Genomic DNA, 24,469 nt, shown 5'->3' with positions numbered 1-24,469 from the left:
ATCGACGTACGTTTTGTACAAAACGTACATGTTCGGGGCCTCAGCGGATCAGGTTCATCCGCATCTTCAACCGGCCCCGGGACTCTTGCGGCAGGTGCCGGTTCAGCCGCCGGTTCACCAGCCCGAAGACCGTGATGATGACCAGCGTGACCAGGATGAAATACCCGGCCAGGATCGGGTAGGGCACGAAGGGGTTGAAGGTCTTGTCGGCAAAGTAGTTGGCGTAATACAGCGCATCGCCCTTTTGTCGCCAGGCCGGAAAGCCCGAGAAATAGACCAGCGTCGTGGCATGAAAGAGAAAAATCGCCTCGTTCGTGTAGGCAGGCCAGGCCAGCCGCAGCATGGTGGGCCAGGTGATCTTGCGGAACTTGGTCAGCCCGGAAAACCCGTAGGCATCCGCCGCCTCGGTGTCGCCCTTGGGGATCGACAAGAGCGCGCCGTAGAAGATCTCTCCGGAATAGGCGGCGGTGTTCAGGAACAGGACAATCGCCGCCCCCAGCCAGGCCGAGGTGAAGGGATCGAAGATCGGCGAGACGGATTTCAGGCTGAGAAAGGCGAAATAGGCAAAGAAGAACTGGATGAACAACGGGCTGCCGCGAAAGACAAAGATGAACCATTCCGAGGGCTTACGCGCCAGCGGGTTCGACGATGCTTTGCCCAGGGCGACCGCCGTGGCCAGGAAGAACCCGGTCAAAAGGGCGATCAGCCCGAAGTAGACGTTCCAGATCATCCCCGAACCGATCAGGGTGAATTGCTGGCACAGCGTGAAATCCTCGCGCGGCAACAGCCGTTCGCCGATCCCGATGGAGCGCAACCCGTAGTCGGCGATGGTCTGCAAACAGCTCATGCCGCTTTCCTCTGTGCTTCGCCGCCGGAGGTCGCCTGTCCATGCGTGAGCCGCTTCATGATCCGGTCCAGCACGATCTCGGACACCCGCGTGAACAGCAGGTAGAACACCAGCAGCGCGAGGAAGTACCACATGCGCCAGTCGCCGTGCGGGTAGTCGGTGAACCGCGCCGTCTTGGCACCGCCCAGCTCGCGCGCCCAGTAGACGATATCCTCGACCCCCAGCAGGAACAGCAGCGGTGTCGCCTTGATCAGCACCATCCAGAGGTTCGACAGGCCGGGCAGGGCATAGACCCACATCTGCGGCACCAGGATGCGCCAGTAGCACTGGCGCGGGCTCATGCCATAGGCCTCGGCGGTTTCCATCTGGGCGCGGGGGACGGCCCGCATGGCGCCATACAGGACGTTTGCCGCGAAGGCCCCGAAAACAATGGCAAAAGTCAGAACCGCCAGGAAAAAGCCATAGGTCTCGTGCACCCATTGCGCCGCATTGCCAAGGGGCAGCTTGGCCTCGGCGCAGACCACGAAATCATTGCCCTGCCGGATCGGCTGATCCCAGTCCGGGCATTTCACCTCGTGCCGGATCCACTCAAAGAACTGGTCCAACGCAATGACAAAGAACAGGAAAAAGGCGATGTCCGGCACGCCGCGGACCACGGCGATATAGCCGCGGCCCAGCCAGCTGAGCGGCAGGATGCGCGACCGCGCCGCCGAAGCCCCTGCAAAGCCGAAGGCCAGCGCCGCCGGGGCGGTGATCGCCAGCAGCAGCAGAACGGTCCCCACCGAAAGGTAGATGGCCATGTGCTTGCCCGTGGTCAGGTAGCAGGCCATCCAGGCCACGTTGCCCAACGTGTCGGGATCAGCGCAGAAGCCGAACATCGCACCCTGTCTTCATAGCCACCTTCATTTGCGTCTCATTCCGGGTCAAAGCCGCTGCCGCGCCTTTTTCATTGACCAGGCCAGCGTCCCCCGGCACCCTGTCCCCATTCAACTTGTTTCTTTCAGGAGGTCAAAATGCAGGACGAATTCGTGTTCAAAAAACCCATTGCCGCCGTCGTTGACAACGGATCGGGCATGTTCCAGCCGCCCGCGATCGACGCATTCGAAGATCCGCTTCTGGGCAAATCGGGGCCACCGGTCTTTCAGGATGGCGTGTTCAACCCCTACGCCTATCTCAAGATTCCCGACATCGCGGGCGAGTCCTTTACCGATGAGGGCTTCATGCCGCCGGCCTTCGACGACCCGCTACTGGGCTAGGCGATTGGCCGCGCGGAGTGTTTCCCGCGCGGCCTGCACCTCGGCCAGGTACCTCAGCCAGAAACCTCAGCCAGAAACCTCAGAAAGTCTCGCCGACTTCCCATTTCTCGATCAGCGCGTTCAGCGAGCCGTCGTCCTTCATCGACTGGATGGCCGCGTCGAACTTGGCGCGCAGCTCGCCGTCGCTTTCGCGCAGGCCCATGCCGATGCCGCCGCCGATCAGGATGTCGTCACCGACAAAGGCCAGGTCGGCGTTTTCGTCCGCGATGGGGGCGAGGTAAGCCTTGTCGGCCAACACCGCGTCGGCCTCGCCGTTGCGCACGGCGGCGATGGTTTCGTCCGGCGTTGCGAATTCGACCAGCGTGGCGCCCATCTCGGCGATGTAGGAGGCCTGGATCGTGCCGGCCTGCGCGGCAAAGATGCCGCCTTCCATGTCCAGTTCCATGCCTTCCATCGCCAGGAAGGCAGAGGGATCGGGCTGGGTGTAGTTCTGGGTGAAGTCGATCACCTCGTCGCGTTCGTCGGTGATCGACATGCCCGCGATGATGGCATCGTAGTTGCCGGATACGAGGTTGGGGATGATCGAATCCCACTCGTTCGTGACCCATTCGCAGGTCAGTTCGGCACGGGCACACAGCTCATCGCCCAGTTCACGCTCGAACCCGGCGACCTCGCCGTCATCGTCGATGTAGTTGTACGGAGGATAGGCACCCTCGGTGCCCAGACGCACCACCGAATGGCTTTCCGCAAAGGCTGCACCGGCGAACATCGCAAGTGCCGCGGTTCCGATCAGAAGCTTTTTCATGTCGTTACTCCCTGTTGGACTTTCGGCGGCTGTCCCGCCGTTTTTCGGATGCCGGCCCTCCGGGCCTAGGCATGGACGGTCGACTTCAGGAACCCCCTCAGCCGTTCCGATTTCGGCGCGCCGAAGAGTGTCTCCGGCGGGCCTTGTTCCTCGATCAGCCCCTGGTGCAGGAATACGACGTGGTCGCTGACGTCCGAGGCCATCTTCATGTCATGGGTCACGATCAGCATCGTGCGCCCTTCCTGTGCGAGCGACTTGATCACCCGCACCACTTCCTGTTCCAGCTCCGGATCCAGCGCGCTGGTCGGTTCATCGAAAAGCAGTGCCTCCGGTTCCATGCAGAGCGCGCGGGCGATCGCGGCGCGTTGCTGCTGACCGCCGGACAACTGGGCCGGGTAGGCGTCGCACTTGTCGCCGATGCCCACCTTGTCCAGGTAGCCGCGCGCGGCCTCTTCGACCTGAGCACGATCGCGGCCCAGGACAGTGACCGGCGCCTCCATGACGTTTTGCAGGATGGTCATATGGGCCCACAGGTTGAACTGCTGGAATACCATCGACAGGTTCGTCCGGATGCGCAGAACCTGTTTGGCATCCGCCGGGCGGCGGTTGTGGCCGTCACCCTTCCAGTGGACCGGTTCCCCCTTGAAGAGGATCTCGCCCTGCTGGCTGTCTTCGAGCAGGTTGCAGCAGCGCAGCAGCGTCGACTTTCCGGAGCCGGACGACCCGATCAGCGAGACCACGTCACCCTTGCGGGCCGTGATGTCGACTCCCTTGAGAACTTCGAGAGAGCCATAGGCCTTGTGCAGATTGCGGATTTCAATGACGGGCGTGTCGGACAAGCGGAGCCTCGGGCAGATCGCAGGATGGCCGGTATCAACGCGCAATCCTGCGCACTTGGCAAGGGGGCCAAGGGCAAAAAGTCCGGTTCTGACCTTGGGTCAGGCGGGCGCAGGCGCCGGGATAGGCAGGTCGAAATAGCGTTGGGGGTCTAAGACGTGGAAAGAAAGCGGGCCGCCCATCTCGAAAGGGTCGCCTTGCGGAACAAAGTCAACGACCGCGTCAAGCAGCGCCGCCCGAAGCGGCGCAGGATTAGTGCCTCGGGTGGCTATCAAGGGCAATCCCGGTGTGGCCGCTGTATGGCCGGCAACATGGACCTTGGCAGAGGCTGGCTCGAAACGCTTGAGAAGACGCCAGGTCACCGCATCGACAAAGGCGATATCCGCGTGTCCCTGAGCCACCGCATCGAGCGAACCGGCATGGGAGCCGGTTTTGACAAATGCACTGTAGGTCGGCCCTCTGAAAAAGGGCGTGCTCCCTTGCGAAGCCGCCCAACCGGACTGACTGTCGGAGGAATTGTAGGCGAGCCGCAGGCCGTCTATCCCTGTCACGTCGTGCGTATTATTGCGACCAAGGCGCCTCAGGACGCGCGAGTAATAGTGTCCCGGCTTGCAGTTCAGGCCGAAGCCGAGCGTTCCCACGTAGGTCACCCTGTCCTTCAGCACCGTCCGAAAAGGCAAGCCACAGGTCATCGACAAGGCCAGATCGTCCCGCAACCAGTGATCGCTCCACGGTTCGGGGATCGCGTCCGGCGGTGTCAGGTCCGGCAAGTCCAACCCGTGGCGGCGGCCTGCCGATTGCACGCACGACCAGAAGTCGCACCAGGACCGGGCGTTCTCTTCCCGCCAATACATCGGCAGGCTGGCGATCATTGCTTTTTCTCGACCCGCTGCCGTGCCAGGGCGCTGTCACGGTCGTTGATCCCCAGAAGGTTCGACACCAGCCTGAGCAGCGCGTCCTCTTCGGCCTCGCGCACGCCATCGGCCAGCACCACCTGCCAGAGCGCCTCGATCACCGCGATGCGGTCCTCGTAGGGCACGGCATCCTTGATCGCGCGGGTAAAGCGCACGGTGTCCGGTGCCTCTGCCTCCAGCCCCTCGCCCTCGGCCCGCAGACGCGCGGCTTCGAAGGGCGACAGGCCGTACCGGGTGGCGATAATCCGATCTATGCGGTCCCGCTCGCTGTCGTCGAAGGCGCCGTCGGACCTGGCGACCCGGACCAGCAGCGCGGTCAGCGCAAGTCGGGCGTCTTCGTCGGGCAGAGGGGCGGGGTCGGTCGCCGTCAGGCGCTTGAGGAAATCTGCGAACATGCTCTGGGATATAAGCCCGGTTTCGGGCCGGCACAATTACTCAGGGGATCACGGCCGCGCTGCGCGCCGCTTCGTTGTCATGCGGGGCGACGCCAAGCGCCTCTTCGACCAGGTTCACCAGCGCGGCTTCGCGGGCATCGGTGATCCCGTCCGCCCAGGCCACCTGCCAAAGCGCCTGTACGGTTTCGACGCGGTGGGCATAATCCACGTTCTCGCGGATCAGCGCGGTCATCCTGGCGTCGTCCTTGATCTCGCGGGCCAGCCTTTCGCAGGTGGCGCGCATCTTGGCGGCCTCGACCGGGTTCAACCCGAAGGCCGCGGACAGGGTCCGGTCTATCTGGCTGATTTCCTCGAAGAGATAGGTGTCGTCTGCCCGCGCCACGCGGACCAGAAGCGTGCCAAGCGCCAACTTGGCATCCGGTTCCGGCAGCGGTGTGGGCTGGCGCGGACCGTGGTGGAAAAAGGCTTTCAACCGCTCGAACATGGCCGGCCTCCTGATGGTTCGCCAAAGGCCTAGCATGACGCCGGAGGCGGCGTCACCTGCCTGTCGAGCCGGTCCTTGCGAATTGGTCCGAGAGTGGTTTCAGTGCCGCGTCCAGCCCCCAGGGCGGGTTTACGACAAAGAGGCCCGAGCCGATCATGCGGTGACCGTCCCGGGCAGGCGGAAAGCGGACCTCGTGGCGCAGGGCCTCGGGGAATTCGGCCTCCAGCTGGCGCAGCATGGGCGCATGTGTCCCGTCGCGCAGCAGCGGATACCACAGCGCCAGGATGCCCACGTTCCACTTGCGGGCGAGGGCCTGCATGGTCCGGGGCACGCTGACGTAATCGGCCTTCACCTCCCAGCTGGGGTCGATCAGCATCAGCCCGCGGCGCGGATCGGGGGGGCAGAGGCTTTGCGCCATCTCGTAGCCGTCCTGCCTGTAGACCCGCGTATTGTGCGCCCGCACCGCCCGGGACAGCGCTTCGTGCTCTTGCGGATGCAGTTCGGCCAGGTGCAGCCGGTCGTCCGCGCGCAACAGGCTCTGCGCGATCAGCGGTGAGCCGGGATAGGCCGTCGGCCCCCTTTCCGCCCGCACCTTCTTCAGCGCCCGGGCATAGGGGTGATCAGCGCCGAACCAGCCTTCGGCCCGGGCGATCCCCTGTGCCGCCTCGCCGGTCTTGACCGCCTCGGCGCCGGCGAGATCATAGAGCCCGCGCCCGGCGTGCGTCTCGATATAGCTGAGCGGCTTTGGTTTGCGGGTCAGGTAGTCCAGCATCCATGCCAGGGCCGCGTGCTTGTGCACGTCGGCCAGGTTCCCGGCATGATAGGCGTGTTGATAGGACAGCATATGAGCGGCCTAAGAGTTTGCGGCGGGGCTGGCAAGGGCCTACGGGGCTGACCGCTTGCGCATCGCCCGCAAGCCGGTATCACATGCGGTAGTGCAGACCCCAGGGGACTTGGCGAGGCGGATGGATGGCACAGAGCGGCGTGCAGGGCGTGATCGACCGCGAGGCGCGGGAAAAGGAACTTCTGGAATACCTGCGTGTCTACGTCATGATCTGGCAAAAGATCGACTTTATCTGGGGCATGTTCCTGACCTCCTACATCCCCCTTTTCGGTTTCCTGCATTTCTACCAGGGCGACCTGGGGGGCAGTTTCGCCGGGATGTTCGTGCTGGCCATCGCCTTTTTCACTTATGTGAACGGGCAAGCCCTGCGGCAACACTATGACATCGCCATCACCATGAGCCGCGAGTTCCGGCGCCTGAACCGGTCCTTTCCGGACATCAACGGCGCGCTGATCCGCACCGCGCAGGACAACCGCCCCCGGCTGGTCTGGGTCACGCATGGGGCAGCCTTTGGCGGGATGCTCTACATGATGGTGGGCCGCATCGGGACGGGCTTCTGCGCGGCGGGCACGGCAGAGGGCGGCTGGGACTGTATCCTCACGCTGGTTTTCGGCTGAGGCGCCTTTCGCCCAGGAACCAGAGTTCGAGCAGCGCAAGGTATGGCAGGTAGAAGGCCCAGACCATCGCGCGGTCAAAGGGGCCGTGGAAATCGTCCACCCCGATGCCCCCCGTCGTGGCGAACCACAGCCCGTAGTGCAGGCGATAGAGGTAAGAGCCCACCGCCAGGACCAACAGGCGCAGCGCCCAGCGGCGGTGGCGCGTCACGTCCTTGTCGATGGCGTAGTAGACGGTGTTGGACGCCGCGAGGATCATCAGCGCGCCATACAGCGCAAACCAACCCGACATCCAGACGCCGCCGACGGTGCCCTGCAGCGCGATGTAAAGCAGCCCGGCGAGGCCGGTGATTACGGCGGTCGTGGCCAGCGTATAGCCCGAGAGCCGGTGCAAACCCGGCGCCCGCCGGCGGATCACCGGGAGGAGTTGCAGCGGCACGGTCGCGGTGATGACGGCGCCGGTGATCATGTGGGCATAGATGGCCAGGTTCGAGAGCGGCGCGCCGGGATGAAACAGCCGGTCGAGCGCCTCGGGCACACCTTGCAGCGCCAGTACGGGCCGGGTGAGCGCGTGCCAGGCAAAGGGCAGCACCATCAGGACCAAGAGGACCAGCAGGACAGAGGGCAGGACGCGGCGGATCATCGTGAAAGGGTAGGGCGGATTGTGGGGGGCGGGAAGGGGGAGCGAAACGACTGTACGCGAAGCTCCTGGGCGCGGGACAAGGCCGCAGGCCGCCGCGCGAGCGCCGACCCGCCCCCCGGGGCGGCGCTTTGGTTGGGCTGGGTGCTGACAGTTGAGGTCCTACGGATGTGGCCCGATAAAGCGCACCCGCTCAGGTGTCGCAGCGCCACCCCGCGGGTCGGCGCTGGCGGGGCTTGGATTGGCACGAGGGAAGTTGGTGCGTGCGAGCACGCACCCTACGGCTTGCTGTTTCCGGTACAAAATAGGAACATTTGTTGCGTATACATGGTTTTCCGAGTAAATTGTCGCCAAGGATTCAAATCTCGGGATGTACCTCCATGCCAGTTGTTATGCACTTTGCAACCTTTTTGAAGTATTTTACTTTGTCGGACGGAGACAAAATCCGCGAACTACAGAAGTATTCAAAGCCGGGCGGGTTCGATTTTTACCGTCCGTCGAGGGACGCGATAACGGACTATTTTGTTGCTGGGAAGCCTGAGGCACACTGCAAAGCATTTATTGCTGCATCTTCGGGGGCGAACAATGAAGAACACAACTTATCGGTTTTCGATGCTGTGCGTGATTGGGGGGGCAAGCAAAAGGTCGTTGCTGAACCGCCTTCAAGAGGCGTCTGGAAATCACCGAAGAAAACATTCTCAGTAAGGATCGAGCCCGAGTTCTTAATCAAGAGAAACGGCACAGACACTGTAGTCGCTGTCTATCCAAGAAGTTCAGTAGCCTTGAACAGAGATAACGCGGGCGCAGGAATTATTCTTTTGCAGCAAGCCTACAAAGGCTCGGGAGGTGAAGCTTTCGGCATATTGGATGCTCATGCCTCAAAAGCTTTTTGGACGCCAACAAACGTTTCAGAGATTGTCCTCGACAATGTCGTACGCTTTATTGATGAGAACTTGCCTAAATTCGTAGATTGAAAGATCATATTCACACCAACCTACTAACTTCCTTCGCCGCCCGCACAAAATCCCTGAACAGCGGGTGCGGGTCAAAGGGTTTCGACTTCAGCTCGGGGTGGAACTGCACGCCGATGAACCAGGGGTGGTCCGGCCATTCCACGATCTCGGGCAGCTTGCCATCGGGGGACATGCCCGAGAAGCACAGACCGCTGGTTTCCAACTGCTCGCGGTACTTGATGTCGACCTCGTAGCGGTGGCGGTGGCGTTCGTCGATGGCCGTCTTGCCATAGACCTTTGCCACCTTCGAGCCTTCGGTCAGCACCGCGTCATAGGCCCCCAGCCGCATGGTGCCGCCCTTGGCATCGTCCGGGCGGCGGTTGACCTTCTCGTTGCCCTGCACCCATTCCTTGAGGTGATAAACAACGGGTTCGAAACGCTTTTCCCCGGCCTCGTGGTCGAACTCCTCCGATCCCGCCTTTTTCACACCAGCGACGTTGCGCGCCGCCTCGATCACCGCCATCTGCATCCCCAGGCAGATGCCCAGGTAAGGCACCTTGTGCTCACGGGCGAATTGCGCCGCCTTGATCTTGCCCTCGGTCCCGCGCTCACCAAAGCCGCCGGGGACGAGGATGGCATCGAATTTCTCGAGGTGCGGGGCCGGGTCCTCGCGGTCAAAGATCTCGGCGTCGACCCATTCGACCCGAACCTTGACGCGGTTGGCCATGCCGCCGTGGGTCAGTGCCTCGGCGATGGATTTATAGGCGTCCTCCAGCTGGACGTATTTGCCGACGATGGCGACGTTGACCTCGCCCTCGGGGTTGTGGATGCGGTCGCTGACATCCTCCCATTTCGACAAGTCGGGCTTGGGTGCCGGGCTGATCTGGAAGGCGTCCAGAACCGCCTGGTCCATGCCCTCACGGTGATAGGCCAGCGGCGCGTCGTAGATCGACGACAGGTCCTGCGCGGCGATCACGCTGTCGGGGCGGACGTTGCAGAACAGCGCCAGCTTTTCACGCTCCTTCTGCGGGATCGGCCCCTCGGACCGGCAGACGAGGATGTCGGGCGCGATGCCGATGGAGCGCAGTTCCTTGACCGAGTGCTGGGTCGGCTTGGTCTTCAGCTCTCCGCTGGCCTTGATCCAGGGCAGGAGCGTCAGATGCATGAAGATGCACTGGCCGCGCGGCTTGTCCTGGGAAAACTGGCGGATCGCCTCGAAGAAGGGCAGGCCCTCGATGTCTCCAACGGTGCCGCCGATTTCACATAGCATGAAATCGACCTCGTCCTCTCCGATGGAGATGAAGTCCTTGATCTCGTCGGTGACGTGCGGGATGACCTGGATCGTCTTGCCGAGGTAGTCGCCGCGCCGCTCTTTCTCCAGCACGTTGGTATAGACGCGGCCGGAGGAAATGGAATCGGTCTTGCGCGCGGGGACGCCGGTAAAGCGTTCGTAGTGGCCCAGGTCGAGGTCGGTCTCGGCGCCATCGTCGGTGACGAAGACCTCGCCGTGTTCAAAGGGCGACATGGTGCCGGGATCGACGTTCAGATAGGGGTCCAGCTTGCGCAGGCGGACCGAAAAGCCGCGTGCCTGGAGAAGTGCGCCAAGGGCGGCGGAGGCCAGCCCCTTGCCAAGCGAAGAGACCACACCGCCGGTGATGAAGATGAAGCGCGCCATCTGGGTAACCCCGTGATTTTTGCAGGCAATCGCCTGCGTTCCTGCAAGTTCAGACGCGGCTTGTACCGGATGTGGCACCAGCTGCAACACGGGATTTGAGACATAGTGGATTCGCGCGGATTTGTCCAGATGACCGCTAGATGCTGTTGCGCTGCATGGGCGATCTGCAAGGGATTGTAGGCGGTCTGTCGCCTTGTCGGGGTATTCCTGACTGCTGGCCTGCCGGGGGCAACTGCTAGTCTCGGCAGGGAAATCAGGAACCGGCGTGGTACCGCTGGCGGCCTTGTCCTTGGCCCCCGACAGCAATGCGCGCCGACAAGCAGGAGACAGGATCATGGCCCTGGAAATCTACCTTGAAGGAACACTGAACGGTGAGGTCCTTGCCGAGCGAGAAGCCAGTCAGAACGGTCGCGGTCTGCGATCCGATGGCGAGCTGGTTCAGGCGGTCCACGATACGTCCGAGACGGATGCCTTTGTCTTTGTCAGTGGCGGGACGGCGCTTTCGGGCGGGTTCTCCGACGTCTCCGGTCTGGGGGCAGAGGTGACCGTGGCCGAGTATCGGGACGGCACGGAACACTCTCCGGAATGGACCAACCCGAACGATGGCGATCCGGGGCATACGGCGGCAGGGTCCGATCCCGAATGGCGCTATGTGCCAGTTCGCCGGTTTTTCGAGGACAGCGACACGGATTTGGGCCTGTCGTGGGATGACGGTTTGTTCTGACCGCCGCGCAATGAAAAAGGCGGCCCCCAAGGCCGCCTTCTCTGAAATCGAGTGGTCTCAGTCGGCGCGCGGAACCAGCGGCGCATCCGCGTCTCCGCCGTCTGCCGAGGGCGGCGGGACCAGCGCGTTCGGGTCGATCCCGTCAAAGCCGGGGGCCGGTGCCGGCGCATCGGTTGCGGGTTCCTGCGTGCCAAGCCGATCCAGGATCGAGCTGCCCGACGCATTCTGGGCGGCGATGATCGTCAGCGTGATCGAGGTGATGATGAAGCCCACGGCAAGAATCCAGGTCAGCTTGCCCAGTGCCGTCAGCGGGGCCCGCTGGCTCATGGCGCCGCCGCCGCCGCCGATCCCCAGGCCGCCGCCTTCACTGCGCTGGAGCAGCACGACGCCGATCAGGCCGAGAGCCAGAAGAAGGTGGACGATGAGGATGACGTTTTCCATGGGGCCTGCGCCTGTTGGGTCGGTTTCGGGGTCATGTAGGCGAAGCGTTGCCCCGGTGCAAGCAATGAAACCGAAAGCCGCCCGGCCCCCGGTCGGTCACTCCGCGGGTTTCGCCGGCGGGACGCCAAGCGAGATGCAACTGGTCGGGGCCTTCGGGGTGCCCGCCGTGCAGACAACGCACCAGTCCTCGCCGGGTATGCAGCAGTTCACTACGGATGGGCTGGTGGAATGTTTCCACGGGGCGCCTTTCTCGGCCTTGCACTGGGCAATCAGCTCTGCGGCCCGCGCGTCCGTCAGATCGAATGTGACGATCGCAGAGGCCGGGCCGACGCCAAGTGTCATCACAAAGAGGAGGCCCGACGCGAAAAATGCCTTGATCATGAAAAGTGTTTTCCCTTCCGATGGGTTTGAGTTTCTGGGACCGTGACACAGGACTTGGCGGCTGTCACCCTTGGGTGCGTCCGCTTAGGGGGGCTTGCGCGGGGACACCCGTCGGGGCAGGCTTTGCCCATGCCCCACGATCACGCCGACGACGCCCCGCCGCACAGTCTCTTGCCGCCTGATCCCGCGCTCCGAGTGCGGGCTCTGGAAACGCTCTTGACCCGAAAAGGTCTGATCGACCCCGCTGCGCTGGACGAGATCATCGAGACCTATGCCCACAAGGTCGGACCGAGGAACGGCGCGGCGGTCGTGGCGCGGGCCTGGACCGATCCGGACTTTCGCAAGCGGTTGCTGAAAGATGCGACGGCGGCTGTGGCCGAGTTGGGGTTCACCGGGCGACAGGGCGAACATGTGGTTGCTGTCGAGAACACGCCGGAACAGCACAACATGGTCGTCTGCACCCTGTGCAGTTGCTACCCGTGGCCGCTTTTGGGCATTCCGCCGGGGTGGTACAAATCCGATGCCTACCGGGCGCGGGCGGTGCGCGAACCGCGCAAGGTGCTGGCCGAATTCGGCGTGACCCTGCCAGAGGGGCAGCGCGTGCGGGTCTGGGATTCGACCGCCGAGGTGCGCTATCTCGTGCTGCCGATGCGCCCCGTCGGGACGGACGGGCTGGACGCAAACGCGTTGGCGGCTCTGGTCAGCCGAGACGCGATGATCGGCACGGCGCTGGTGGAGGCGCCTGCATGACCCGGGTTCATGACATGGGCGGGCGGTTCGGTGACGGTCCGGTGCAACGTGCGGCCGGGGACGCGCCTGTCTTTGCCGAAGAGTGGCACGCCCGCGCGCTGGCGGTGACCCTTGCGGCGGGGGCGCTGGGGCAATGGACGCTGGACCGGTCGCGCTTTGCCCGTGAATGCCTCGCCCCTGCCGACTACCTAGCGTTTTCCTACTACGAGAAATGGCTGGCCGGGCTGGCGGACTTGCTGGTGGCACAAGGGGTGGTCACCCGGGATGAATTGGCGGGAGCGGAGCCTGCGCCTTCGCCGCTGGCCGCGCGCCGTTTGCGGGCCGAGGTCGTTGCCGGGGCACTGGCGCGCGGCGGGCCGGTCCTGCGCGATGGTCCCGCGCCGCGCTTTGCGCTCGGCGACCGCGTGCGCACGCGTCGTCCTGCACGCAATCTGGCCGTGACGGGTGGACATACGCGCCTGCCGGGGTATGCCGCCGGGTTGACCGGGGTCGTGGAGCGCGCGCATGGGTGCCACGTCTTTCCCGACACCAACGCGCATGGATTGGGCGAACAGGCCGAGCCGCTTTATACCGTGGTTTTCGATGCAGCCGAGGTCTGGGGCGCCGCGGAGGCGCCCGGGGATACGGTCAGTTGCGATCTCTGGGAAAGCTACCTGGAGCCAGAGACATGACAGAGCCCGTCTTCGGGGCGCCCTGGCACGCGCAGGCCTTTGCGCTGGCCGTGTCTCTGGAAGCGGGCGGGGCCTTCACATGGCCCGAATGGACGCAGGTTTTCGGCGCGGTGCTTGCGGAACATGGTTTGTCGAAAGAACTGGACGGTGGCGATGATTATTTCATCGCCTGGGTCGCGGCGCTGGAGCGGATCTGTACCGAGAGGGGGATCGCCGGGGCCAAGGACCTCAGTGCGCTACGGGATGCCTGGGAGAAAGCCTACCTGACAACGCCACACGGAGAACCGGTGCGGATCGCCTGAGCCTCAGGCCACGCGCCGCCCTGCAACGTAGGTGGCCGCGATGGCGCGGTCATCCCCCATCATGATCGTCGGAAACAGCGCCTCCCAGAGGTCTTTCGCCCGCGCGCTGCGCTGCGCGATGGCCGGGGTCGAGGCAAGGTCGAGCGCGATGAAATCCGCCTCCATCCCCGGGGCGAGGCTGCCGATGCGGTTGTCGAGGCGCAGCGCCCGGGCCGAGCCGGTGGTGGCCAGCCAGATCAGTTCCGCCGGGTGCAGGGCGCGCCCGCGCAGTTGTGCGACCTCGTAGGCGGCGGCCATGCTGCGCAACATGGAAAAGGACGATCCGCCGCCGGTGTCGGTGGCAAGGCCCACGCGGTGGCCCGCACGCGTCAGCCCATCCATGTCGAAGAGGCCGGAGCCGATGAAGGTGTTCGACGTCGGGCAATGGACCAACGCGGCGCCGGTCTCGCGCAGGCGGTCCTTCTCACGCGGTTCCAGGTGGATGGCATGGCCATAAAGGCCGTTTGCGCCCAGGAGGCCATGCGCCTCGTAGGTGTCGAGATAGTCGCGCGCTTGCGGAAAGAGCGATTTGACCCAGGCTATTTCATCCGTCTGCTCGCTGAGGTGTGTCTGCATCAGGCAGTCCGGGTGTTCGGCCCAGAGAGAGCCCAGGGCCGAGAGCTGCTCGGGCGTGGAGGTGGGTGAAAAACGGGGCGTGATGACATAAGAGGCGCGGCCTTTCCCGTGCCAGCGCGTCAGCAACGCCTTGCTGTCGTCATAGGCGGATTGCGCGGTGTCCCGCAGGCCCTCGGGGGCGTTGCGATCCATGCAGGTCTTGCCCGCCAGGACCCGCATGCCGCGCGCCGCGGCGGCCTCAAAGAAGGCATCCACCGAGGCCGGATGGATCGTGCAGTAGCTGCAAACCGTTGTCGTGCCTTGTGCCAGCAGCAGATCGAGGTAACGGCCCGCGATTTCCGCGGCATAACCCGGGTCGCCAAAGCGCATTTCCTCGGGGAAGGTATAGGTGTTCAACCAGTCGATCAGCCGCTTGCCCCAGCTGGCGATCATGGCCGTCTGCGGGTAGTGCGCATGGGCATCGATGAACCCGGGCAGCAGCAGGGCCTGCCCGTGGTCCGTGGTGCTGGAAAAGTCGCCCCGCCGCAGCGCCTCGGCGCCGCCGACCTCAGTGATCACGCCATCCTCGATCACCAGTGCGCCATGCCTGTCGTGCCGGGCCGCGCCCGGCCCCTCGACAAGGGGATCGGCGGTGAAGGTCAGGGTCTGTCCCAGGTGCAGGTAGCGTTTGCTCATGCAGAAAACCCTAGGCAGGTCGCGAAGAAAGGTAAATCGCCATAGTCCCCCTGTCGCCCGCCGACAGCTTGTCATAGTGTCGGGCGACGACAGGTGGAGGGCAGGGCATGGCCGAAGAGCTGGAGGCAGAAACCACCGAGACAGCAGAGCGCGACGACGCCTATGCGCTCGACCGCAAGGCCGTTGCGGCGATTCTCTATGCGGTGGATGTCGAGGACAGGGAACAGCTGGTCGAGCTGATGGAGCCGCTGCACGCGGCCGACATCGCCGACCTTCTGGAACAGATCAACGCCTATGATCGCGGCCGGTTGATCCGGCTGTACGACAAGGAGTTCGACGGCGAGATCCTGTCGGAACTGGACGAGGCGCTGCGCGAAGAGGTCTTTGCCGCACTGACGCCCTCGGTTCTGGCGGACGCGGTGCGCGAGCTGGACACCGACGACGTCGTCGACCTGGTCGAGGACCTGGAAAGCGATCAGCAGGACGCGATTCTGGACGCGCTGGAAGCCGGCGACGCGGCTGCAGTCCGCCAGTCGCTGAGTTACCCGGAGTTCTCTGCCGGGCGCCTGATGCAGCGCGAGGTCGTCATGGCGCCCGAACACTGGAGCGTGGGCGACGCCATCGACTACATGCGCAGTTCCGACCGGCTGCCGGAACAGTTCTACCATGTCGTGCTGGTGGACCCCCGGCTGCGGCCCGTGGGCAACGTGACGCTGGGCAAGATCATGTCGTCGCGCCGCGACGTGTTGCTGAAATCCATCGTCGAAGAGACCTTTCACACCATCCCCGTCACGCGGGACGAGGGCGAGGTGGCCTATGCCTTCAACCAGTACCACCTGATCTCGGCGCCGGTCGTGGACGACAACGAACGACTGGTCGGTGTCATCACGATTGACGACGCTATGGCGGTTCTGGACGAGGAAAACGAGGAAGACATCCTGCGCCTAGCCGGGGTCGACGGTGAAAGCCGGCTGTCCGACCGGGTGATCGAAACGACGAAGCGGCGCTTCCCCTGGCTGGCAGTCAACCTTGTCACGGCGGTGCTGGCCTCGCTGGTGATTGCCCAGTTCGAGGCGGCCATCGCGCAGGTGGTGGCGCTGGCGGTGCTGATGCCCATCGTGGCCTCGATGGGCGGCAACGCCGGCACGCAGTCGCTGACGGTGGCGGTGCGCGCGCTGGCCACCAAGGACCTCACCGGCGCCAACATCTGGCGGGTGATCCGTCGCGAGGTGGCGGTGGGGCTCATCAACGGGCTGGCCTTTGCCGTCATTATGGGAATCGTGGGCATCCTCTGGTTCGGCTCGTTCCAGCTTGGCGGGGTGATTGCCACCGCGATGGTGATCAACCTGGTGATTGCCGGACTGGCGGGGATCGTGATCCCGGTTATCTTGGACAAGGCAGGGGTGGACCCGGCCCTGGCCTCGGGCGCCTTCGTGACCACGGTGACGGATGTGGTCGGCTTTTTCGCCTTTTTGGGACTGGCAGTGGTGGTGTTGTTATGACGACTTTGGAAGACCGCAAGGCGGCAGCGCGCAAGGCGGCCTTTGCTCGCCGGAAACCGGCGTTTGAAACCCAGGCGCCCGGCGCCGCCGGCAAGTTGAGCGAGGTGCTTGCGGGGTATCGCGGGGCGCCTCTGTCCGGATTTCTGCCGATCCGCACGGAAATCGACCCGGTGCCCGCGATGGCCGAGGCGTCCGCGCATGGCCCCGTCGGCGTGCCGGTGATCGAGGCCAAGGGGCAGCCGCTGAAATTCGCCCGGTGGGAGCCGGATTGCACCCTGGTCGACGGGCCGTTCGGGGCACAGATCCCGGAACACCAGGTCTATTTCGAACCAGAGGTGCTGATTGTGCCGCTGGTCGCCTTTTCCCGCGATGGCGGGCGGTTGGGCTATGGCGGCGGGTTCTACGATCGCACGCTGGAATTGTTGCGATCGCGGCGGCCGACGCTGGCAATCGGGTTCGCCTTCGGCGCGCAGGAGGATGCGGATCTGCCGCTGGAGGAAACAGACCAGCCGTTGGACCTGATCGTGACCGAGGCCGAGGTCATCACCCCGGCGGGCTAGGCCCTCAGACCGGCGGCGGAGGCGTCTTGGCGCGCAGTTCCAGCCGCCGTTCCCTTTCAAAGACATAAAGCCCGGAGGCGACGATCACCGCGATGCCGACCCAGGTCAGCGGTGTCGGGAAATCGCCGAAGGCGAAATAGCCGATCACCGTGGCGCCGACGATTTCCAGGTATTGCAGCGGTGCGATGGTCCCGGCGGGGGCCAGTCGCAGCGCATAGGTCAGGAAAAGGTGCGAGATCGTCGCGACCACGCCGACCCCGACCAGCGTCCAGACCGCAAGGCCCTGCGGGCGGATCGGATCGAACAGCGCGTTGCCCGTCCCCTCCATCAGCAGCAAGGGCGGTACGATCAGCACGGTCGCGGCCAGTGCGGTGTGCCCTTGCAGGACAAGCGGATGCAGGCGCCGCGCCATCGCGCGGGTCATCAGCATGTAGATTGCGAACAGTGCCGCCGTCACCAGCGGTAAAAAGGCCACCAGTCCCAGGTCGGAAAAGCTGGGCCGGATCACCAGCAACGCGCCGCCAAAGCCAACGGCACAGGCGCTCAGCCGCCGCCAGCCAACCGGTTCCCCGAGGAAGATAGCGCCCATGAGGATCAGCACGAAAGGCTCGACAAAGAAGATCGAGATCGCGTCGGCGATGGGCATGTAGCGCAGCGCGGTAAAGAAACAGCCCGTGGCCGCCAGCAGCGCGGCGGCGCGGGCGACATGGCGGACAAGATCGCCCAGGGTGACCCTTTGGCTGTGGCCGAGAATGGCGGCCAGCGGCATCAGGATCGCCACCTGGATCGCAAAGCGAAAGGCCAGGATCTGCGGTACGGGCACCTCTGCCGGTGTCGCCTTGGCCAATGCGTCCATCATCGGCGCAAAGGTGCAGAAGGCCAGCATGAAGAGAATGCCGATGGTGGTCCGGTCGACGCTTTGTTGGGCTTGGGTGGTCATGGGGCCTCGCTGAACCGGCGCAAGGATCGGCGCGCCTTGTAATCGGGTCTTGTCGAAATGCGACGGGGGCGGGCGATTGCAACCGGGCAAGGTGTGTGGTGCACGGTCATGGCAGGATCGACAGCCAGATCCACGCGGTCAGCACGGACAGGGTGGTTGCGATCAGGACTGCCGAGGCCGCCACGCGCCGTGCGCGCCCGTAGAGGTTGGCAAAGACGTATGAGTTGATCCCCGGCGCCATCGCTGCGGTCAGAACGGCGGACCGGAAGGCCGAGGTCGACAGCCCGGTGAGCGTGCCCAAGGTCCAGGTGATCGCCGGATGCAGCACCAGCGAGATCGCGCAGATATAGGCGATGACCCGTCCGTCGCCCTGCGGCTTGTAACGGCAAAGCACGCCGCCCATGCCGAAGAGGGCTGCGGGAAGGGCGGTGCGGATCAGCATGTCCAGCGCATCGGTGGCCACTGTGGGCAGCGAGAGATTCAGGAGGTTCGCGATGAGCCCCAGACCGATGCCGATCACCAGTGCGTTGCGGAACATCGCCCGGCCCACCTTGGCCGGCAGGGCGCGGTTCGAAATCCCGGCCGCCCTTGCACGGGCGATCTCCATCGCGGTGATGCCGATGCCGTAGCAAAAGGGCGAGTGCATCGCGACGATGACATAATTGGCCTGCAGGGCATCGCTGCCATAGGCGCGTTCGGTGATCGCAAGACCCATCATCAGCGAATTGGCGAAGAGACAGCAGAACCCGATGGCCACCGCATCTTCCCAGTCGCGCTTGAAGAAATAGCGCGCACCCAGCAGCCCCGCGACAAATCCCGTGGCCGACCCGGTGTAGAAACTGACCAGCAGCCAGGGATTGAAGTCCGGGCCCAGTTCCAGGGTCCAGATGGCGCGGAACAACAGGCAGGGGATGGCGATGGTCTGGGTAAAGCTCATCAACCCGTCGACGCCGCTGTCGGAAAACCAGCCTTTCCAGACCGCGGCATAGCCGGCGCCGATCACCAGAAAGACCGGCAGGATCACGTCGAGCAGCGCCTGCATGTCGGGAAGCCTTGGGGAATGAATGCGTCAGAGGCGCGGAATGCGCGTGGGCAACCTCACATAGCTTGCCCCGAGGTGCAACTGCCGGCCGCTGGGCCGGGCCGCTACATGGGTTCTGAACAGGACAGCGGCTCATTGTCCGGGGCTTGCCCGTCGAGACTGCCGAGCAGCAAGAAGAGGCTACAGCGCGTAGCGGATCACCTTGCCGTCATAGGCCGGGGTGATGTGGTCCGGGGTCTCGGCCTCCACCTCGGCATAGTCGAGGTCGATGTGCATGTTGGTCAGAACCGCGCGGCGGGGGGCTGCACGGGCGATCCACTCCAAGGCCAGGTCAAGATGTGCATGTGTCGGGTGCGGCGTGCGGCGCAGCGCGTCCAGCACCCAGCAGTCCAGGTTTTCAAGATGCGACCAGGCCGCATCGGGGATCGTCGCCACGTCCGGCAGGTAGGCCAGGTCGCCGATTCGAAAGCCAAGCGCGTCGATGCTGCCGTGGTTGACCTCGAAGGGGGTCAGGGTGACGGGGCCACCGGCGCCCTCGATCGTGACGGGGCCGTTGATCGTGTGCAGGTTCAGGATCGGCGGATAGGGCGAACCCTCGGGCTGGACGAAGGCATAGGCGAACCGGGACAGCAGGTCGTCCTGCGTGTCGCCGTCGGCCCAGACGTTCAGCCGTTCGCGGGTGTTGAAGACGATCTGGCGCAGATCGTCGAGGCCGTGGGTATGGTCCGCATGGGCATGGGTATAGACCACGGCATCCAGCCTTCCGATGCCGGCGTCCAGCAGTTGGTCGCGCATGTCGGGCGTGGTGTCGATCAGAACGGAGGTCGTGCCGTCCTGAGTTTCGCGCTCGACCAGCATGGAACAGCGTCGACGGCGGTTCTTGGGGTTCTGTGGATCGCAGGCCCCCCAGTTTCCGCCCAGCCGGGGCACGCCGCCGGAAGACCCGCAGCCAAGGATCGTGAAACGCAGTTCTCCTGTCATGCAGCGCGCTCCCAGAGGGCGGCCTTGGCAAAGAGCGTGTCGAAATTCGTCTCTGTCCGGCGGGCGAATTCCTCGTAGGGCAGGCCAAATACCTCGGCGCCCTTCTGCGCGGTATGGGCGACATAGGCCGGTTCGTTGCGCTTGCCGCGATGGGGCGGTGGCGCAAGATACGGACTGTCGGTTTCCACCAGGATCCGATCCAGCGGCGCACTGGCAAAGATGTCGCGCAGGTCCTGCGACTTGGGAAAGGCGGCGATGCCGGACATGGACAGGTAGAACCCCAGGTCCAGCGCGGCCTTGCCGAGCGCGGCACTGGAAGAGAAACAGTGCATGACGCAGGTGTACTCTTGCGCCTTGTACCCCTCTGTCAGGATACGGGCCATGTCGTCATCCGCGTCGCGGGCATGGATGATCAGCGGCAGGCCGGTTTCCTGCGCCGCCTCGATGTGGATGCGCAGGCTGGTCTTCTGCACCTCGGAGCTTTCGGCGGTGTAGTGATAGTCCAGCCCGGTTTCGCCGATACCGACGAATTTCGGATGTTTCGCAAGCGCCGCCAGTTCGTCCACCGTGGCCAGAGGCTCTTCGGCGGCGGACATCGGGTGCGTTCCGGCTGCATAGAATACGGGCTCATGCGCCTCGGCGATGGCACGGACCTGGGGTTCGTTGCGCAGGCGGGTGCAGATTGTGACCATGCGATGCACGCCCGCGCGCAGGGCGCGGTCGATCACCTCGGGGCGCTCCTGGTCGAAGTCGGGGAAATCGAGGTGGCAATGGCTGTCGGTAATGGCGGGAACGGTCATGACGGCTCCTTGGTTGACGGTGGTATCTAGGATGCCGCCGGGAGGGTCAAGGTGGGGGCGCCGGTCAGGGGACGCCCAATCCCGAGGGCCGCGCGACCGGGCGCGGCAGGAAGGGGGCGGGCCGCACGAAGGGGCGTGCAATCGGGCGTAGGGTGGACACGGGCGCCTGTGCCGTGGGTGGGCCAAGTTCGGGGTCCGGCAGGTCCGGCTCCGGGCGGCTGAGGGGCGGCGCAGGCGGTTCCGGCACCGGATCCGGTCGCGGCTCGGGCTTGGGGCGTCGCGCCGGTTCCGGCACCGGTGGAGGCGGCGTGACCGGATCGGGCGTCGGATCTGGCGCGGGTTGCGGATCGGGCGTGACGGCAGGCGTCGCCTCGCGGACCGGCCCTGCCGGAGGTGGAGCCGCAGGTTGAGTGTCGATCCGGGGCAGGGCACCGGTCTTTGGCGCGACGATCCCGATGCCGGGCGCGCGCGGGGCGGCGGGTGCGCTCCGCAGGGCCGCGCGCGAGGTTTGCAACTCTGTGGCGGAAAAGGGGGCGGGCAAGCGCGGTGCCTCTGGGGCCGGGCCGCTGGACGCAGGCCGCGGACGCGGTGTCGGGTCGGCCTCGGGCGGTGCGGTGGGCACGGCCGGCATGCCGGGGGACCGGGGCACCGGCGTGCGCGTCGGTGTCAGCGGCCCCTTTGCGGGCGCCACCGGGGCGGTCTCGTCAGGCGGGGCATCGGGCGTTTCCGGAACGTCCGTTTCCGGCGGTCGATCCCAGGCGGCGACAAGCTCGCCCAGTTCCGCAGAGACCGGGACCAGCTTCAGGGCCGGATCAGAAGACTCTTCGTCCGGCAGCGCGATCAGCGCGAGTGCTACGGCATGGATGACCAGCGCCAGACCCAGGCAGACCAGGCCCTCGAATACGCGCCGCCCCGTCATTCCTTGGCCTCCCCGATGGTTACCAGATCGACACGGCCCGCCCCGGCCTCGGCGAGGCGGGACAGAAGGCGGGCCAGCAAGGCGGCCTGGGTCTCTTGCCTGGTCTGCAGGCGCACCAAACCGCCAGAGGCGGCCGAGCGAATTGCCTCTTCCCCGCGCAACGTGCCGAAGGTGACCATGCCCGACGGCGTGAGGATGAGAACGCGCTGCATCTCTGCGGGTCTGTCGACCGCCAACTGGCTGCGCCTGGCACTGCCGGGATCGGCAAAATGCGCCGCCAACAGAAAGAAGATCAGCAGCAGGAAGACCACGTTGATCATCGGCACCACCGGTTCGCGGCTGGGCCTGGCCGTGCCGGGCCAGAATCGGCGGGAGGTGCTGAGACGGGATCGGAACATAGATCTATTCTACCACGGTCAGCCCGGTCAGCCCGGCCCTGCGCAAGGTCTCCAGCACCTCGATCAGGCGCGCGACGCCGGTGCCGGGGGCAGGGCGGACCACGACGATATCCTGTGGTGAGGCCATCAACGGGGCCAGCGCGTCGGGCAGGTCCGTGACCGGCTGTCCGTTGAGCGTGACGCCTTGTGGCAACACGCTGATCAGCCGGGGCGGGCCGCTGTAGGCGCTGCCGCCCTCTGTGCTGGACAATAGCAACGACAGCCCCTCCGTCCCGCCGAACCGTGCCACCAGCATGAAGAAGACCAGCAGCAGGAAGACCACGTCGATCATCGGCGTCAGGCTGGGGCGGCGGCGGCGTGGGGAGGTGGGAAGGTTCAACATGGGTCAGGCGGTCTCCGGGGTGTCCTCTTCTTCCCCGGCGTAGGCCCAGGGGGTGGTGAAGACGCGGGTCACGATGTCCTCGAGATCATGGGCCAGTCGATCCGCCATGCCGTCGAAGACCGAGAGCATGACACTGGCGGGGATGGCGACGGCCATGCCGGCGGCGGTGGTCAGAAGAGCCTCCCAGATGCCGCCGGCCAATGCCGCCGGGTCGGCCTGCTGTCCGCTGTCCTGCAGCGCCTGGAAGGCGTCGATCATGCCCAGCACCGTTCCCAGCAAGCCGATCAGCGGCGCGATTGTCACCACGAGGTCAAGCATCCGCAGGCCAAGACGCGTTTCGGTCAGCACGGCCCGGGCCTGGCGGGCCGCCTCTTCGCGGGCGTCTTCCTCGGGGATCGAAAGGCGCGCCTGCATCGCGGCCTGTGCCACGCGGGACCGCGGCGCCGGATCAAAGGAGATATGGCTCATCGCCAGCGTGGTCTGCCCCTGGCCCCAGAAGCGCAGGGCGGTTTCGGCCCCGGCGCGTTTCCAGGTGCCCAGGCGCAGGAGTTGCCACAGTTTCCAAAGGAAGAGCGTCAGCGTCAGCACCGAGAGGACCGCAATGGCCCAGAGCGCCGGGCCGCCGCGGTCGAGGACCTGGGTGAATGTGTTCAGGCTGTTCATCATGGTCGGGTCTTTCTGGAGCGACGATCGGGGCCTGTGACAGTGTTCTCATGAAATTGCACCTGGGGCGAGTGTTGCTGTGCCCCTGTTGGATGACATTCATTCTTGCAGTGAAGGTGGAATAGGGGCGAATGAGGCGGCCGAGACCGACCCGGACATCGTGATCGCCGGGCCGACCTACCCGGTGCCCCACGCGGATGCGGTCCACCTGGACGGGGCCGGCGGGCGCGACTTCGGCCTGCAGTTCGGCAAGGTCATGTTCAAGCGGCTCTGGCGCGGCGAAGACTGGCACCCGGTGGAGCCGCGCCGGATCACGCAGCACAGCGCGCGGGTCGTATCGTGCCGGTTCCACGTCCCCGAGCCGCCCCTGGTCTTCGACACCGCGACCGTCACCGACCCGGGCGACTACGGCTTCGTGATCGAGGACGACAGCGGCACGGTGGCGATCTCGGAGCTGCGCATCCTGCGCGACACGGTGGTGATCACCACCTCGGCCGACATCGGCGCCAACCCGCGCCTTTCCTATGCCTACTACGGCACCGCCGGCAACGGCGGCGGCCCCGCCACGGGCTGTCGCGGCAACCTGCGCGACAGCGACCCCACCACAGGCCCCAACGGCGCGCGGCTGTGGAACTGGGGCGTGATCTTCAACAAGCCGATCCCCTACGAGAAAGGAGCCTGACATGGCCACCCTGATCCGCCTTTCCGGCGTCACCACCGACAACGAGACCCTGCCGAGCCTGGCCGACTACGGCAGTCAGCCGCAGACCGGCCTGATCGACAGCATCAAGATGACGGCCGACATCACCGCGAACAGCGTCGCGGGCGGCGCCGCCATGACCGACCAGTCCACCGCCACCGGCGGCAACGTCGCGACCTGGGCCGACGGCATCGCCACGCTGCCGGATCTGAGTGGCACGGGTGAGTACCACCGGTTCCAGATGACCAACGACTATGCCTCGCTGAACCGCACGCTGGCGGTGATCTACCGGGTGCCGGACACCAGCCGGTCGCAGACCCTCTTCGGGGTCTCGAACGGGTTCAACCTGTTGTCGAGCGACAGCCTGACGCTGAACTTCAACGACGGCGCCAACCAGAACGTGGACGTCGGTTCGGTCACAGCCAATGTCTGGAACAGCGTGATCGTGACCGAGGACGATACCGGGCTGCGCCTGGTGCACAACGGCGGCGCCATCCAGGCGGTCAACTGGGCCGACTACGCGGCCACGCCCGCCACGACCAACGTCACGATCTTCGGGCGCAACAGCGACACCTTCTCGCCCTATGGCGAGTTCGCCTTCCTCTCGGCCCACAACGTCGCGCTCAGCGACGCGGACCTTGCCAACTACGCCGCAGGGCTGGCCGCCTTCGCCGCCGGCGTGAAGGGCATCACCATCGGGGGGTGAAGGGGGTGTTGAAGGGGCAGGGGGTGAAGAGGGTGTTGAAGGCGCCTTCAACA

General features: G+C 65.1%; 32 protein-coding genes. 11 read left to right on the top strand and 21 right to left on the bottom strand.

Annotated elements, in window-relative coordinates; translation table 11 throughout:
* Positions 1 to 40: 40 nt before the first annotated feature.
* Both PVW46_RS08460 and PVW46_RS08455 read right to left on the bottom strand, forming a co-directional pair.
* Positions 41 to 847: an ABC transporter permease gene (locus PVW46_RS08460; RefSeq protein ID WP_069209095.1), complete on the bottom strand. Its 807-nt coding sequence runs from the start codon at positions 845 to 847 to the stop codon at positions 41 to 43.
* Positions 844 to 1,725 carry an ABC transporter permease gene (locus PVW46_RS08455; protein ID WP_069209096.1) on the bottom strand — a complete coding sequence of 294 codons (882 nt, stop codon included), beginning with the start codon at positions 1,723 to 1,725 and terminating at the stop codon, positions 844 to 846. Before PVW46_RS08455 ends, PVW46_RS08460 begins: the two co-directional genes overlap by 4 nt.
* Positions 1,726 to 1,860: 135 nt before the next feature.
* Here PVW46_RS08455 and PVW46_RS08450 point away from each other — a divergent pair, with 135 nt between their 5' ends.
* The gene (locus PVW46_RS08450; protein WP_069209097.1) at positions 1,861 to 2,103 is read left to right on the top strand and encodes a hypothetical protein; all 243 of its coding nucleotides are present in this window, start codon (positions 1,861 to 1,863) and stop codon (positions 2,101 to 2,103) included.
* Between the two features lie 79 nt (positions 2,104 to 2,182).
* Here the strand turns inward: PVW46_RS08450 and PVW46_RS08445 are convergent, their stop codons facing one another.
* The 6 genes from PVW46_RS08445 to PVW46_RS08420 all read right to left on the bottom strand — a co-directional run bounded on the left by PVW46_RS08445 (position 2,183) and on the right by PVW46_RS08420 (position 6,382).
* Positions 2,183 to 2,908: a transporter substrate-binding domain-containing protein gene (locus tag PVW46_RS08445; protein ID WP_069209098.1), complete on the bottom strand. Its 726-nt coding sequence runs from the start codon at positions 2,906 to 2,908 to the stop codon at positions 2,183 to 2,185.
* A 65-nt stretch (positions 2,909 to 2,973) separates the two neighbouring features.
* Positions 2,974 to 3,747, bottom strand: coding sequence for an ABC transporter ATP-binding protein (locus PVW46_RS08440; RefSeq protein WP_069209099.1), 774 nt, complete (start codon positions 3,745 to 3,747; stop codon positions 2,974 to 2,976).
* A 99-nt stretch (positions 3,748 to 3,846) separates the two neighbouring features.
* Complete coding sequence (locus PVW46_RS08435) at positions 3,847 to 4,617, bottom strand: phosphate/phosphite/phosphonate ABC transporter substrate-binding protein (RefSeq protein WP_069209100.1); 771 nt, start codon at positions 4,615 to 4,617, stop codon at positions 3,847 to 3,849.
* Positions 4,614 to 5,054, bottom strand: coding sequence for a tellurite resistance TerB family protein (locus tag PVW46_RS08430; protein WP_043137988.1), 441 nt, complete (start codon positions 5,052 to 5,054; stop codon positions 4,614 to 4,616). The genes PVW46_RS08435 and PVW46_RS08430 overlap by 4 nt, the downstream gene beginning before the upstream one ends.
* A 40-nt stretch (positions 5,055 to 5,094) precedes the next feature.
* Positions 5,095 to 5,538 (bottom strand): tellurite resistance TerB family protein, encoded by a 444-nt coding sequence (locus PVW46_RS08425; protein WP_069209101.1) that lies wholly within the window; start codon positions 5,536 to 5,538, stop codon positions 5,095 to 5,097.
* A 52-nt stretch (positions 5,539 to 5,590) separates the two neighbouring features.
* Entirely contained in the window at positions 5,591 to 6,382 is a 792-nt protein-coding gene (locus tag PVW46_RS08420) for a 23S rRNA (adenine(2030)-N(6))-methyltransferase RlmJ (RefSeq protein WP_069209102.1), read from the bottom strand.
* 125 nt (positions 6,383 to 6,507) lie between these two features.
* On the opposite strand from PVW46_RS08420, the gene PVW46_RS08415 reads away from it, so the two are divergent.
* Positions 6,508 to 6,999: a hypothetical protein gene (locus tag PVW46_RS08415; RefSeq protein WP_043137980.1), complete on the top strand. Its 492-nt coding sequence runs from the start codon at positions 6,508 to 6,510 to the stop codon at positions 6,997 to 6,999.
* Here the strand turns inward: PVW46_RS08415 and PVW46_RS08410 are convergent.
* The gene (locus tag PVW46_RS08410) at positions 6,980 to 7,639 is read right to left on the bottom strand and encodes a DUF2306 domain-containing protein (RefSeq protein ID WP_069209103.1); all 660 of its coding nucleotides are present in this window, start codon (positions 7,637 to 7,639) and stop codon (positions 6,980 to 6,982) included. The genes PVW46_RS08415 and PVW46_RS08410 overlap by 20 nt on opposite strands.
* Before the next feature lie 377 nt (positions 7,640 to 8,016).
* Here PVW46_RS08410 and PVW46_RS08405 point away from each other — a divergent pair, with 377 nt between their 5' ends.
* Positions 8,017 to 8,610: a hypothetical protein gene (locus PVW46_RS08405; protein ID WP_133065623.1), complete on the top strand. Its 594-nt coding sequence runs from the start codon at positions 8,017 to 8,019 to the stop codon at positions 8,608 to 8,610.
* A gap of 10 nt (positions 8,611 to 8,620) precedes the next feature.
* Here the strand turns inward: PVW46_RS08405 and pyrG are convergent, their stop codons facing one another.
* Positions 8,621 to 10,264, bottom strand: coding sequence for a CTP synthase (gene pyrG, locus PVW46_RS08400; RefSeq protein ID WP_043137979.1), 1,644 nt, complete (start codon positions 10,262 to 10,264; stop codon positions 8,621 to 8,623).
* Positions 10,265 to 10,598: 334 nt separating this feature from the next.
* On the opposite strand from pyrG, the gene PVW46_RS08395 reads away from it, so the two are divergent.
* Complete coding sequence (locus PVW46_RS08395) at positions 10,599 to 10,988, top strand: hypothetical protein (protein WP_069209104.1); 390 nt, start codon at positions 10,599 to 10,601, stop codon at positions 10,986 to 10,988.
* Positions 10,989 to 11,045: 57 nt separating this feature from the next.
* Here PVW46_RS08395 and secG read toward each other — a convergent pair whose 3' ends face one another.
* Positions 11,046 to 11,429, bottom strand: coding sequence for a preprotein translocase subunit SecG (gene secG, locus PVW46_RS08390; RefSeq protein ID WP_069209105.1), 384 nt, complete (start codon positions 11,427 to 11,429; stop codon positions 11,046 to 11,048).
* 96 nt (positions 11,430 to 11,525) lie between these two features.
* Entirely contained in the window at positions 11,526 to 11,810 is a 285-nt protein-coding gene (locus tag PVW46_RS08385; RefSeq protein WP_069209106.1) for a hypothetical protein, read from the bottom strand.
* 129 nt (positions 11,811 to 11,939) lie between these two features.
* On the opposite strand from PVW46_RS08385, the gene nthA reads away from it, so the two are divergent.
* The 3 genes from nthA to PVW46_RS08370 are packed head-to-tail and all read left to right on the top strand — an operon-like array spanning position 11,940 to position 13,533.
* Positions 11,940 to 12,560 (top strand): nitrile hydratase subunit alpha, encoded by a 621-nt coding sequence (gene nthA, locus PVW46_RS08380; protein WP_069209107.1) that lies wholly within the window; start codon positions 11,940 to 11,942, stop codon positions 12,558 to 12,560.
* The gene (nthB, locus tag PVW46_RS08375; protein WP_069209108.1) at positions 12,557 to 13,231 is read left to right on the top strand and encodes a nitrile hydratase subunit beta; all 675 of its coding nucleotides are present in this window, start codon (positions 12,557 to 12,559) and stop codon (positions 13,229 to 13,231) included. Before nthA ends, nthB begins: the two co-directional genes overlap by 4 nt.
* Positions 13,228 to 13,533, top strand: coding sequence for a nitrile hydratase accessory protein (locus tag PVW46_RS08370; protein WP_069209109.1), 306 nt, complete (start codon positions 13,228 to 13,230; stop codon positions 13,531 to 13,533). Before nthB ends, PVW46_RS08370 begins: the two co-directional genes overlap by 4 nt.
* A 3-nt stretch (positions 13,534 to 13,536) precedes the next feature.
* Here PVW46_RS08370 and guaD read toward each other — a convergent pair whose 3' ends face one another.
* The gene (guaD, locus tag PVW46_RS08365; RefSeq protein WP_069209110.1) at positions 13,537 to 14,823 is read right to left on the bottom strand and encodes a guanine deaminase; all 1,287 of its coding nucleotides are present in this window, start codon (positions 14,821 to 14,823) and stop codon (positions 13,537 to 13,539) included.
* 107 nt (positions 14,824 to 14,930) lie between these two features.
* On the opposite strand from guaD, the gene mgtE reads away from it, so the two are divergent.
* Positions 14,931 to 16,325 carry a magnesium transporter gene (gene mgtE / locus PVW46_RS08360; protein WP_043137958.1) on the top strand — a complete coding sequence of 465 codons (1,395 nt, stop codon included), beginning with the start codon at positions 14,931 to 14,933 and terminating at the stop codon, positions 16,323 to 16,325.
* Positions 16,322 to 16,885, top strand: a complete 564-nt coding sequence (locus PVW46_RS08355) for a 5-formyltetrahydrofolate cyclo-ligase (protein WP_069209111.1) — start codon at positions 16,322 to 16,324, stop codon at positions 16,883 to 16,885. The genes mgtE and PVW46_RS08355 overlap by 4 nt, the downstream gene beginning before the upstream one ends.
* A gap of 4 nt (positions 16,886 to 16,889) precedes the next feature.
* Here PVW46_RS08355 and PVW46_RS08350 read toward each other — a convergent pair whose 3' ends face one another.
* From PVW46_RS08350 to PVW46_RS08315, 8 genes are all read right to left on the bottom strand, one after another.
* Complete coding sequence (locus tag PVW46_RS08350; RefSeq protein ID WP_069209112.1) at positions 16,890 to 17,825, bottom strand: DMT family transporter; 936 nt, start codon at positions 17,823 to 17,825, stop codon at positions 16,890 to 16,892.
* Positions 17,826 to 17,931: 106 nt separating this feature from the next.
* Complete coding sequence (locus tag PVW46_RS08345; RefSeq protein ID WP_069209113.1) at positions 17,932 to 18,867, bottom strand: AEC family transporter; 936 nt, start codon at positions 18,865 to 18,867, stop codon at positions 17,932 to 17,934.
* A 180-nt stretch (positions 18,868 to 19,047) separates the two neighbouring features.
* On the bottom strand, positions 19,048 to 19,848 hold the full coding sequence (locus PVW46_RS08340; protein ID WP_043137951.1) for an MBL fold metallo-hydrolase: 801 nt from the start codon (positions 19,846 to 19,848) through the stop codon (positions 19,048 to 19,050).
* Positions 19,845 to 20,648, bottom strand: a complete 804-nt coding sequence (locus PVW46_RS08335) for a TatD family hydrolase (RefSeq protein ID WP_043137950.1) — start codon at positions 20,646 to 20,648, stop codon at positions 19,845 to 19,847. Before PVW46_RS08335 ends, PVW46_RS08340 begins: the two co-directional genes overlap by 4 nt.
* 64 nt (positions 20,649 to 20,712) lie before the next feature.
* Positions 20,713 to 21,567: a hypothetical protein gene (locus PVW46_RS08330; protein ID WP_274575567.1), complete on the bottom strand. Its 855-nt coding sequence runs from the start codon at positions 21,565 to 21,567 to the stop codon at positions 20,713 to 20,715.
* Positions 21,564 to 21,965, bottom strand: coding sequence for a biopolymer transporter ExbD (locus tag PVW46_RS08325; RefSeq protein WP_083242246.1), 402 nt, complete (start codon positions 21,963 to 21,965; stop codon positions 21,564 to 21,566). The genes PVW46_RS08330 and PVW46_RS08325 overlap by 4 nt, the downstream gene beginning before the upstream one ends.
* Before the next feature lie 4 nt (positions 21,966 to 21,969).
* Positions 21,970 to 22,347, bottom strand: a complete 378-nt coding sequence (locus PVW46_RS08320) for an ExbD/TolR family protein (RefSeq protein ID WP_069209115.1) — start codon at positions 22,345 to 22,347, stop codon at positions 21,970 to 21,972.
* A 3-nt stretch (positions 22,348 to 22,350) separates the two neighbouring features.
* Positions 22,351 to 23,013: a MotA/TolQ/ExbB proton channel family protein gene (locus PVW46_RS08315; RefSeq protein ID WP_274575565.1), complete on the bottom strand. Its 663-nt coding sequence runs from the start codon at positions 23,011 to 23,013 to the stop codon at positions 22,351 to 22,353.
* A gap of 85 nt (positions 23,014 to 23,098) precedes the next feature.
* Between PVW46_RS08315 and PVW46_RS08310 the strand changes: the two genes are divergently transcribed.
* Together PVW46_RS08310 and PVW46_RS08305 are read left to right on the top strand one after the other, a co-directional pair.
* A complete protein-coding gene (locus PVW46_RS08310) occupies positions 23,099 to 23,692 on the top strand; it encodes a hypothetical protein (RefSeq protein ID WP_274575564.1) in 594 nt (197 codons plus the stop codon).
* A gap of 1 nt (position 23,693) precedes the next feature.
* Positions 23,694 to 24,416 (top strand): hypothetical protein, encoded by a 723-nt coding sequence (locus tag PVW46_RS08305; RefSeq protein WP_069209117.1) that lies wholly within the window; start codon positions 23,694 to 23,696, stop codon positions 24,414 to 24,416.
* The last annotated feature ends 53 nt before the right edge of the window (positions 24,417 to 24,469 follow it).

It is taken from the genome of Mameliella sp. AT18, from assembly GCF_028807275.1.
GTDB classification, from domain to species: Bacteria; Pseudomonadota; Alphaproteobacteria; order Rhodobacterales; family Rhodobacteraceae; genus Antarctobacter; species Antarctobacter albus.
Note: the sequence above shows the minus strand (reverse complement) of the source record. Positions and strands in the feature narration are given on the sequence as shown.

Excerpts from the sequence above, each read along its gene's own strand:
- PVW46_RS08460 (WP_069209095.1), bottom strand. The coding sequence starts at position 847 with ATGAGCTGTTTGCAGACCATCGCCGACTACGGGTTGCGCTCCATCGGG.
- PVW46_RS08455 (WP_069209096.1), bottom strand. The coding sequence starts at position 1,725 with ATGTTCGGCTTCTGCGCTGATCCCGACACGTTGGGCAACGTGGCCTGG.
- PVW46_RS08450 (WP_069209097.1), top strand. The coding sequence starts at position 1,861 with ATGCAGGACGAATTCGTGTTCAAAAAACCCATTGCCGCCGTCGTTGAC.
- PVW46_RS08445 (WP_069209098.1), bottom strand. The coding sequence starts at position 2,908 with ATGAAAAAGCTTCTGATCGGAACCGCGGCACTTGCGATGTTCGCCGGT.
- PVW46_RS08435 (WP_069209100.1), bottom strand. The coding sequence starts at position 4,617 with ATGATCGCCAGCCTGCCGATGTATTGGCGGGAAGAGAACGCCCGGTCC.
- PVW46_RS08430 (WP_043137988.1), bottom strand. The coding sequence starts at position 5,054 with ATGTTCGCAGATTTCCTCAAGCGCCTGACGGCGACCGACCCCGCCCCT.
- PVW46_RS08425 (WP_069209101.1), bottom strand. The coding sequence starts at position 5,538 with ATGTTCGAGCGGTTGAAAGCCTTTTTCCACCACGGTCCGCGCCAGCCC.
- PVW46_RS08420 (WP_069209102.1), bottom strand. The coding sequence starts at position 6,382 with ATGCTGTCCTATCAACACGCCTATCATGCCGGGAACCTGGCCGACGTG.
- PVW46_RS08415 (WP_043137980.1), top strand. The coding sequence starts at position 6,508 with ATGGCACAGAGCGGCGTGCAGGGCGTGATCGACCGCGAGGCGCGGGAA.
- PVW46_RS08410 (WP_069209103.1), bottom strand. The coding sequence starts at position 7,639 with ATGATCCGCCGCGTCCTGCCCTCTGTCCTGCTGGTCCTCTTGGTCCTG.
- PVW46_RS08405 (WP_133065623.1), top strand. The coding sequence starts at position 8,017 with ATGCCAGTTGTTATGCACTTTGCAACCTTTTTGAAGTATTTTACTTTG.
- pyrG (WP_043137979.1), bottom strand. The coding sequence starts at position 10,264 with ATGGCGCGCTTCATCTTCATCACCGGCGGTGTGGTCTCTTCGCTTGGC.
- PVW46_RS08395 (WP_069209104.1), top strand. The coding sequence starts at position 10,599 with ATGGCCCTGGAAATCTACCTTGAAGGAACACTGAACGGTGAGGTCCTT.
- secG (WP_069209105.1), bottom strand. The coding sequence starts at position 11,429 with ATGGAAAACGTCATCCTCATCGTCCACCTTCTTCTGGCTCTCGGCCTG.
- PVW46_RS08385 (WP_069209106.1), bottom strand. The coding sequence starts at position 11,810 with ATGATCAAGGCATTTTTCGCGTCGGGCCTCCTCTTTGTGATGACACTT.
- nthA (WP_069209107.1), top strand. The coding sequence starts at position 11,940 with ATGCCCCACGATCACGCCGACGACGCCCCGCCGCACAGTCTCTTGCCG.
- nthB (WP_069209108.1), top strand. The coding sequence starts at position 12,557 with ATGACCCGGGTTCATGACATGGGCGGGCGGTTCGGTGACGGTCCGGTG.
- PVW46_RS08370 (WP_069209109.1), top strand. The coding sequence starts at position 13,228 with ATGACAGAGCCCGTCTTCGGGGCGCCCTGGCACGCGCAGGCCTTTGCG.
- guaD (WP_069209110.1), bottom strand. The coding sequence starts at position 14,823 with ATGAGCAAACGCTACCTGCACCTGGGACAGACCCTGACCTTCACCGCC.
- mgtE (WP_043137958.1), top strand. The coding sequence starts at position 14,931 with ATGGCCGAAGAGCTGGAGGCAGAAACCACCGAGACAGCAGAGCGCGAC.
- PVW46_RS08355 (WP_069209111.1), top strand. The coding sequence starts at position 16,322 with ATGACGACTTTGGAAGACCGCAAGGCGGCAGCGCGCAAGGCGGCCTTT.
- PVW46_RS08350 (WP_069209112.1), bottom strand. The coding sequence starts at position 17,825 with ATGACCACCCAAGCCCAACAAAGCGTCGACCGGACCACCATCGGCATT.
- PVW46_RS08345 (WP_069209113.1), bottom strand. The coding sequence starts at position 18,867 with ATGCAGGCGCTGCTCGACGTGATCCTGCCGGTCTTTCTGGTGATCGGC.
- PVW46_RS08340 (WP_043137951.1), bottom strand. The coding sequence starts at position 19,848 with ATGACAGGAGAACTGCGTTTCACGATCCTTGGCTGCGGGTCTTCCGGC.
- PVW46_RS08335 (WP_043137950.1), bottom strand. The coding sequence starts at position 20,648 with ATGACCGTTCCCGCCATTACCGACAGCCATTGCCACCTCGATTTCCCC.
- PVW46_RS08330 (WP_274575567.1), bottom strand. The coding sequence starts at position 21,567 with ATGACGGGGCGGCGCGTATTCGAGGGCCTGGTCTGCCTGGGTCTGGCG.
- PVW46_RS08325 (WP_083242246.1), bottom strand. The coding sequence starts at position 21,965 with ATGTTCCGATCCCGTCTCAGCACCTCCCGCCGATTCTGGCCCGGCACG.
- PVW46_RS08320 (WP_069209115.1), bottom strand. The coding sequence starts at position 22,347 with ATGTTGAACCTTCCCACCTCCCCACGCCGCCGCCGCCCCAGCCTGACG.
- PVW46_RS08315 (WP_274575565.1), bottom strand. The coding sequence starts at position 23,013 with ATGATGAACAGCCTGAACACATTCACCCAGGTCCTCGACCGCGGCGGC.
- PVW46_RS08305 (WP_069209117.1), top strand. The coding sequence starts at position 23,694 with ATGGCCACCCTGATCCGCCTTTCCGGCGTCACCACCGACAACGAGACC.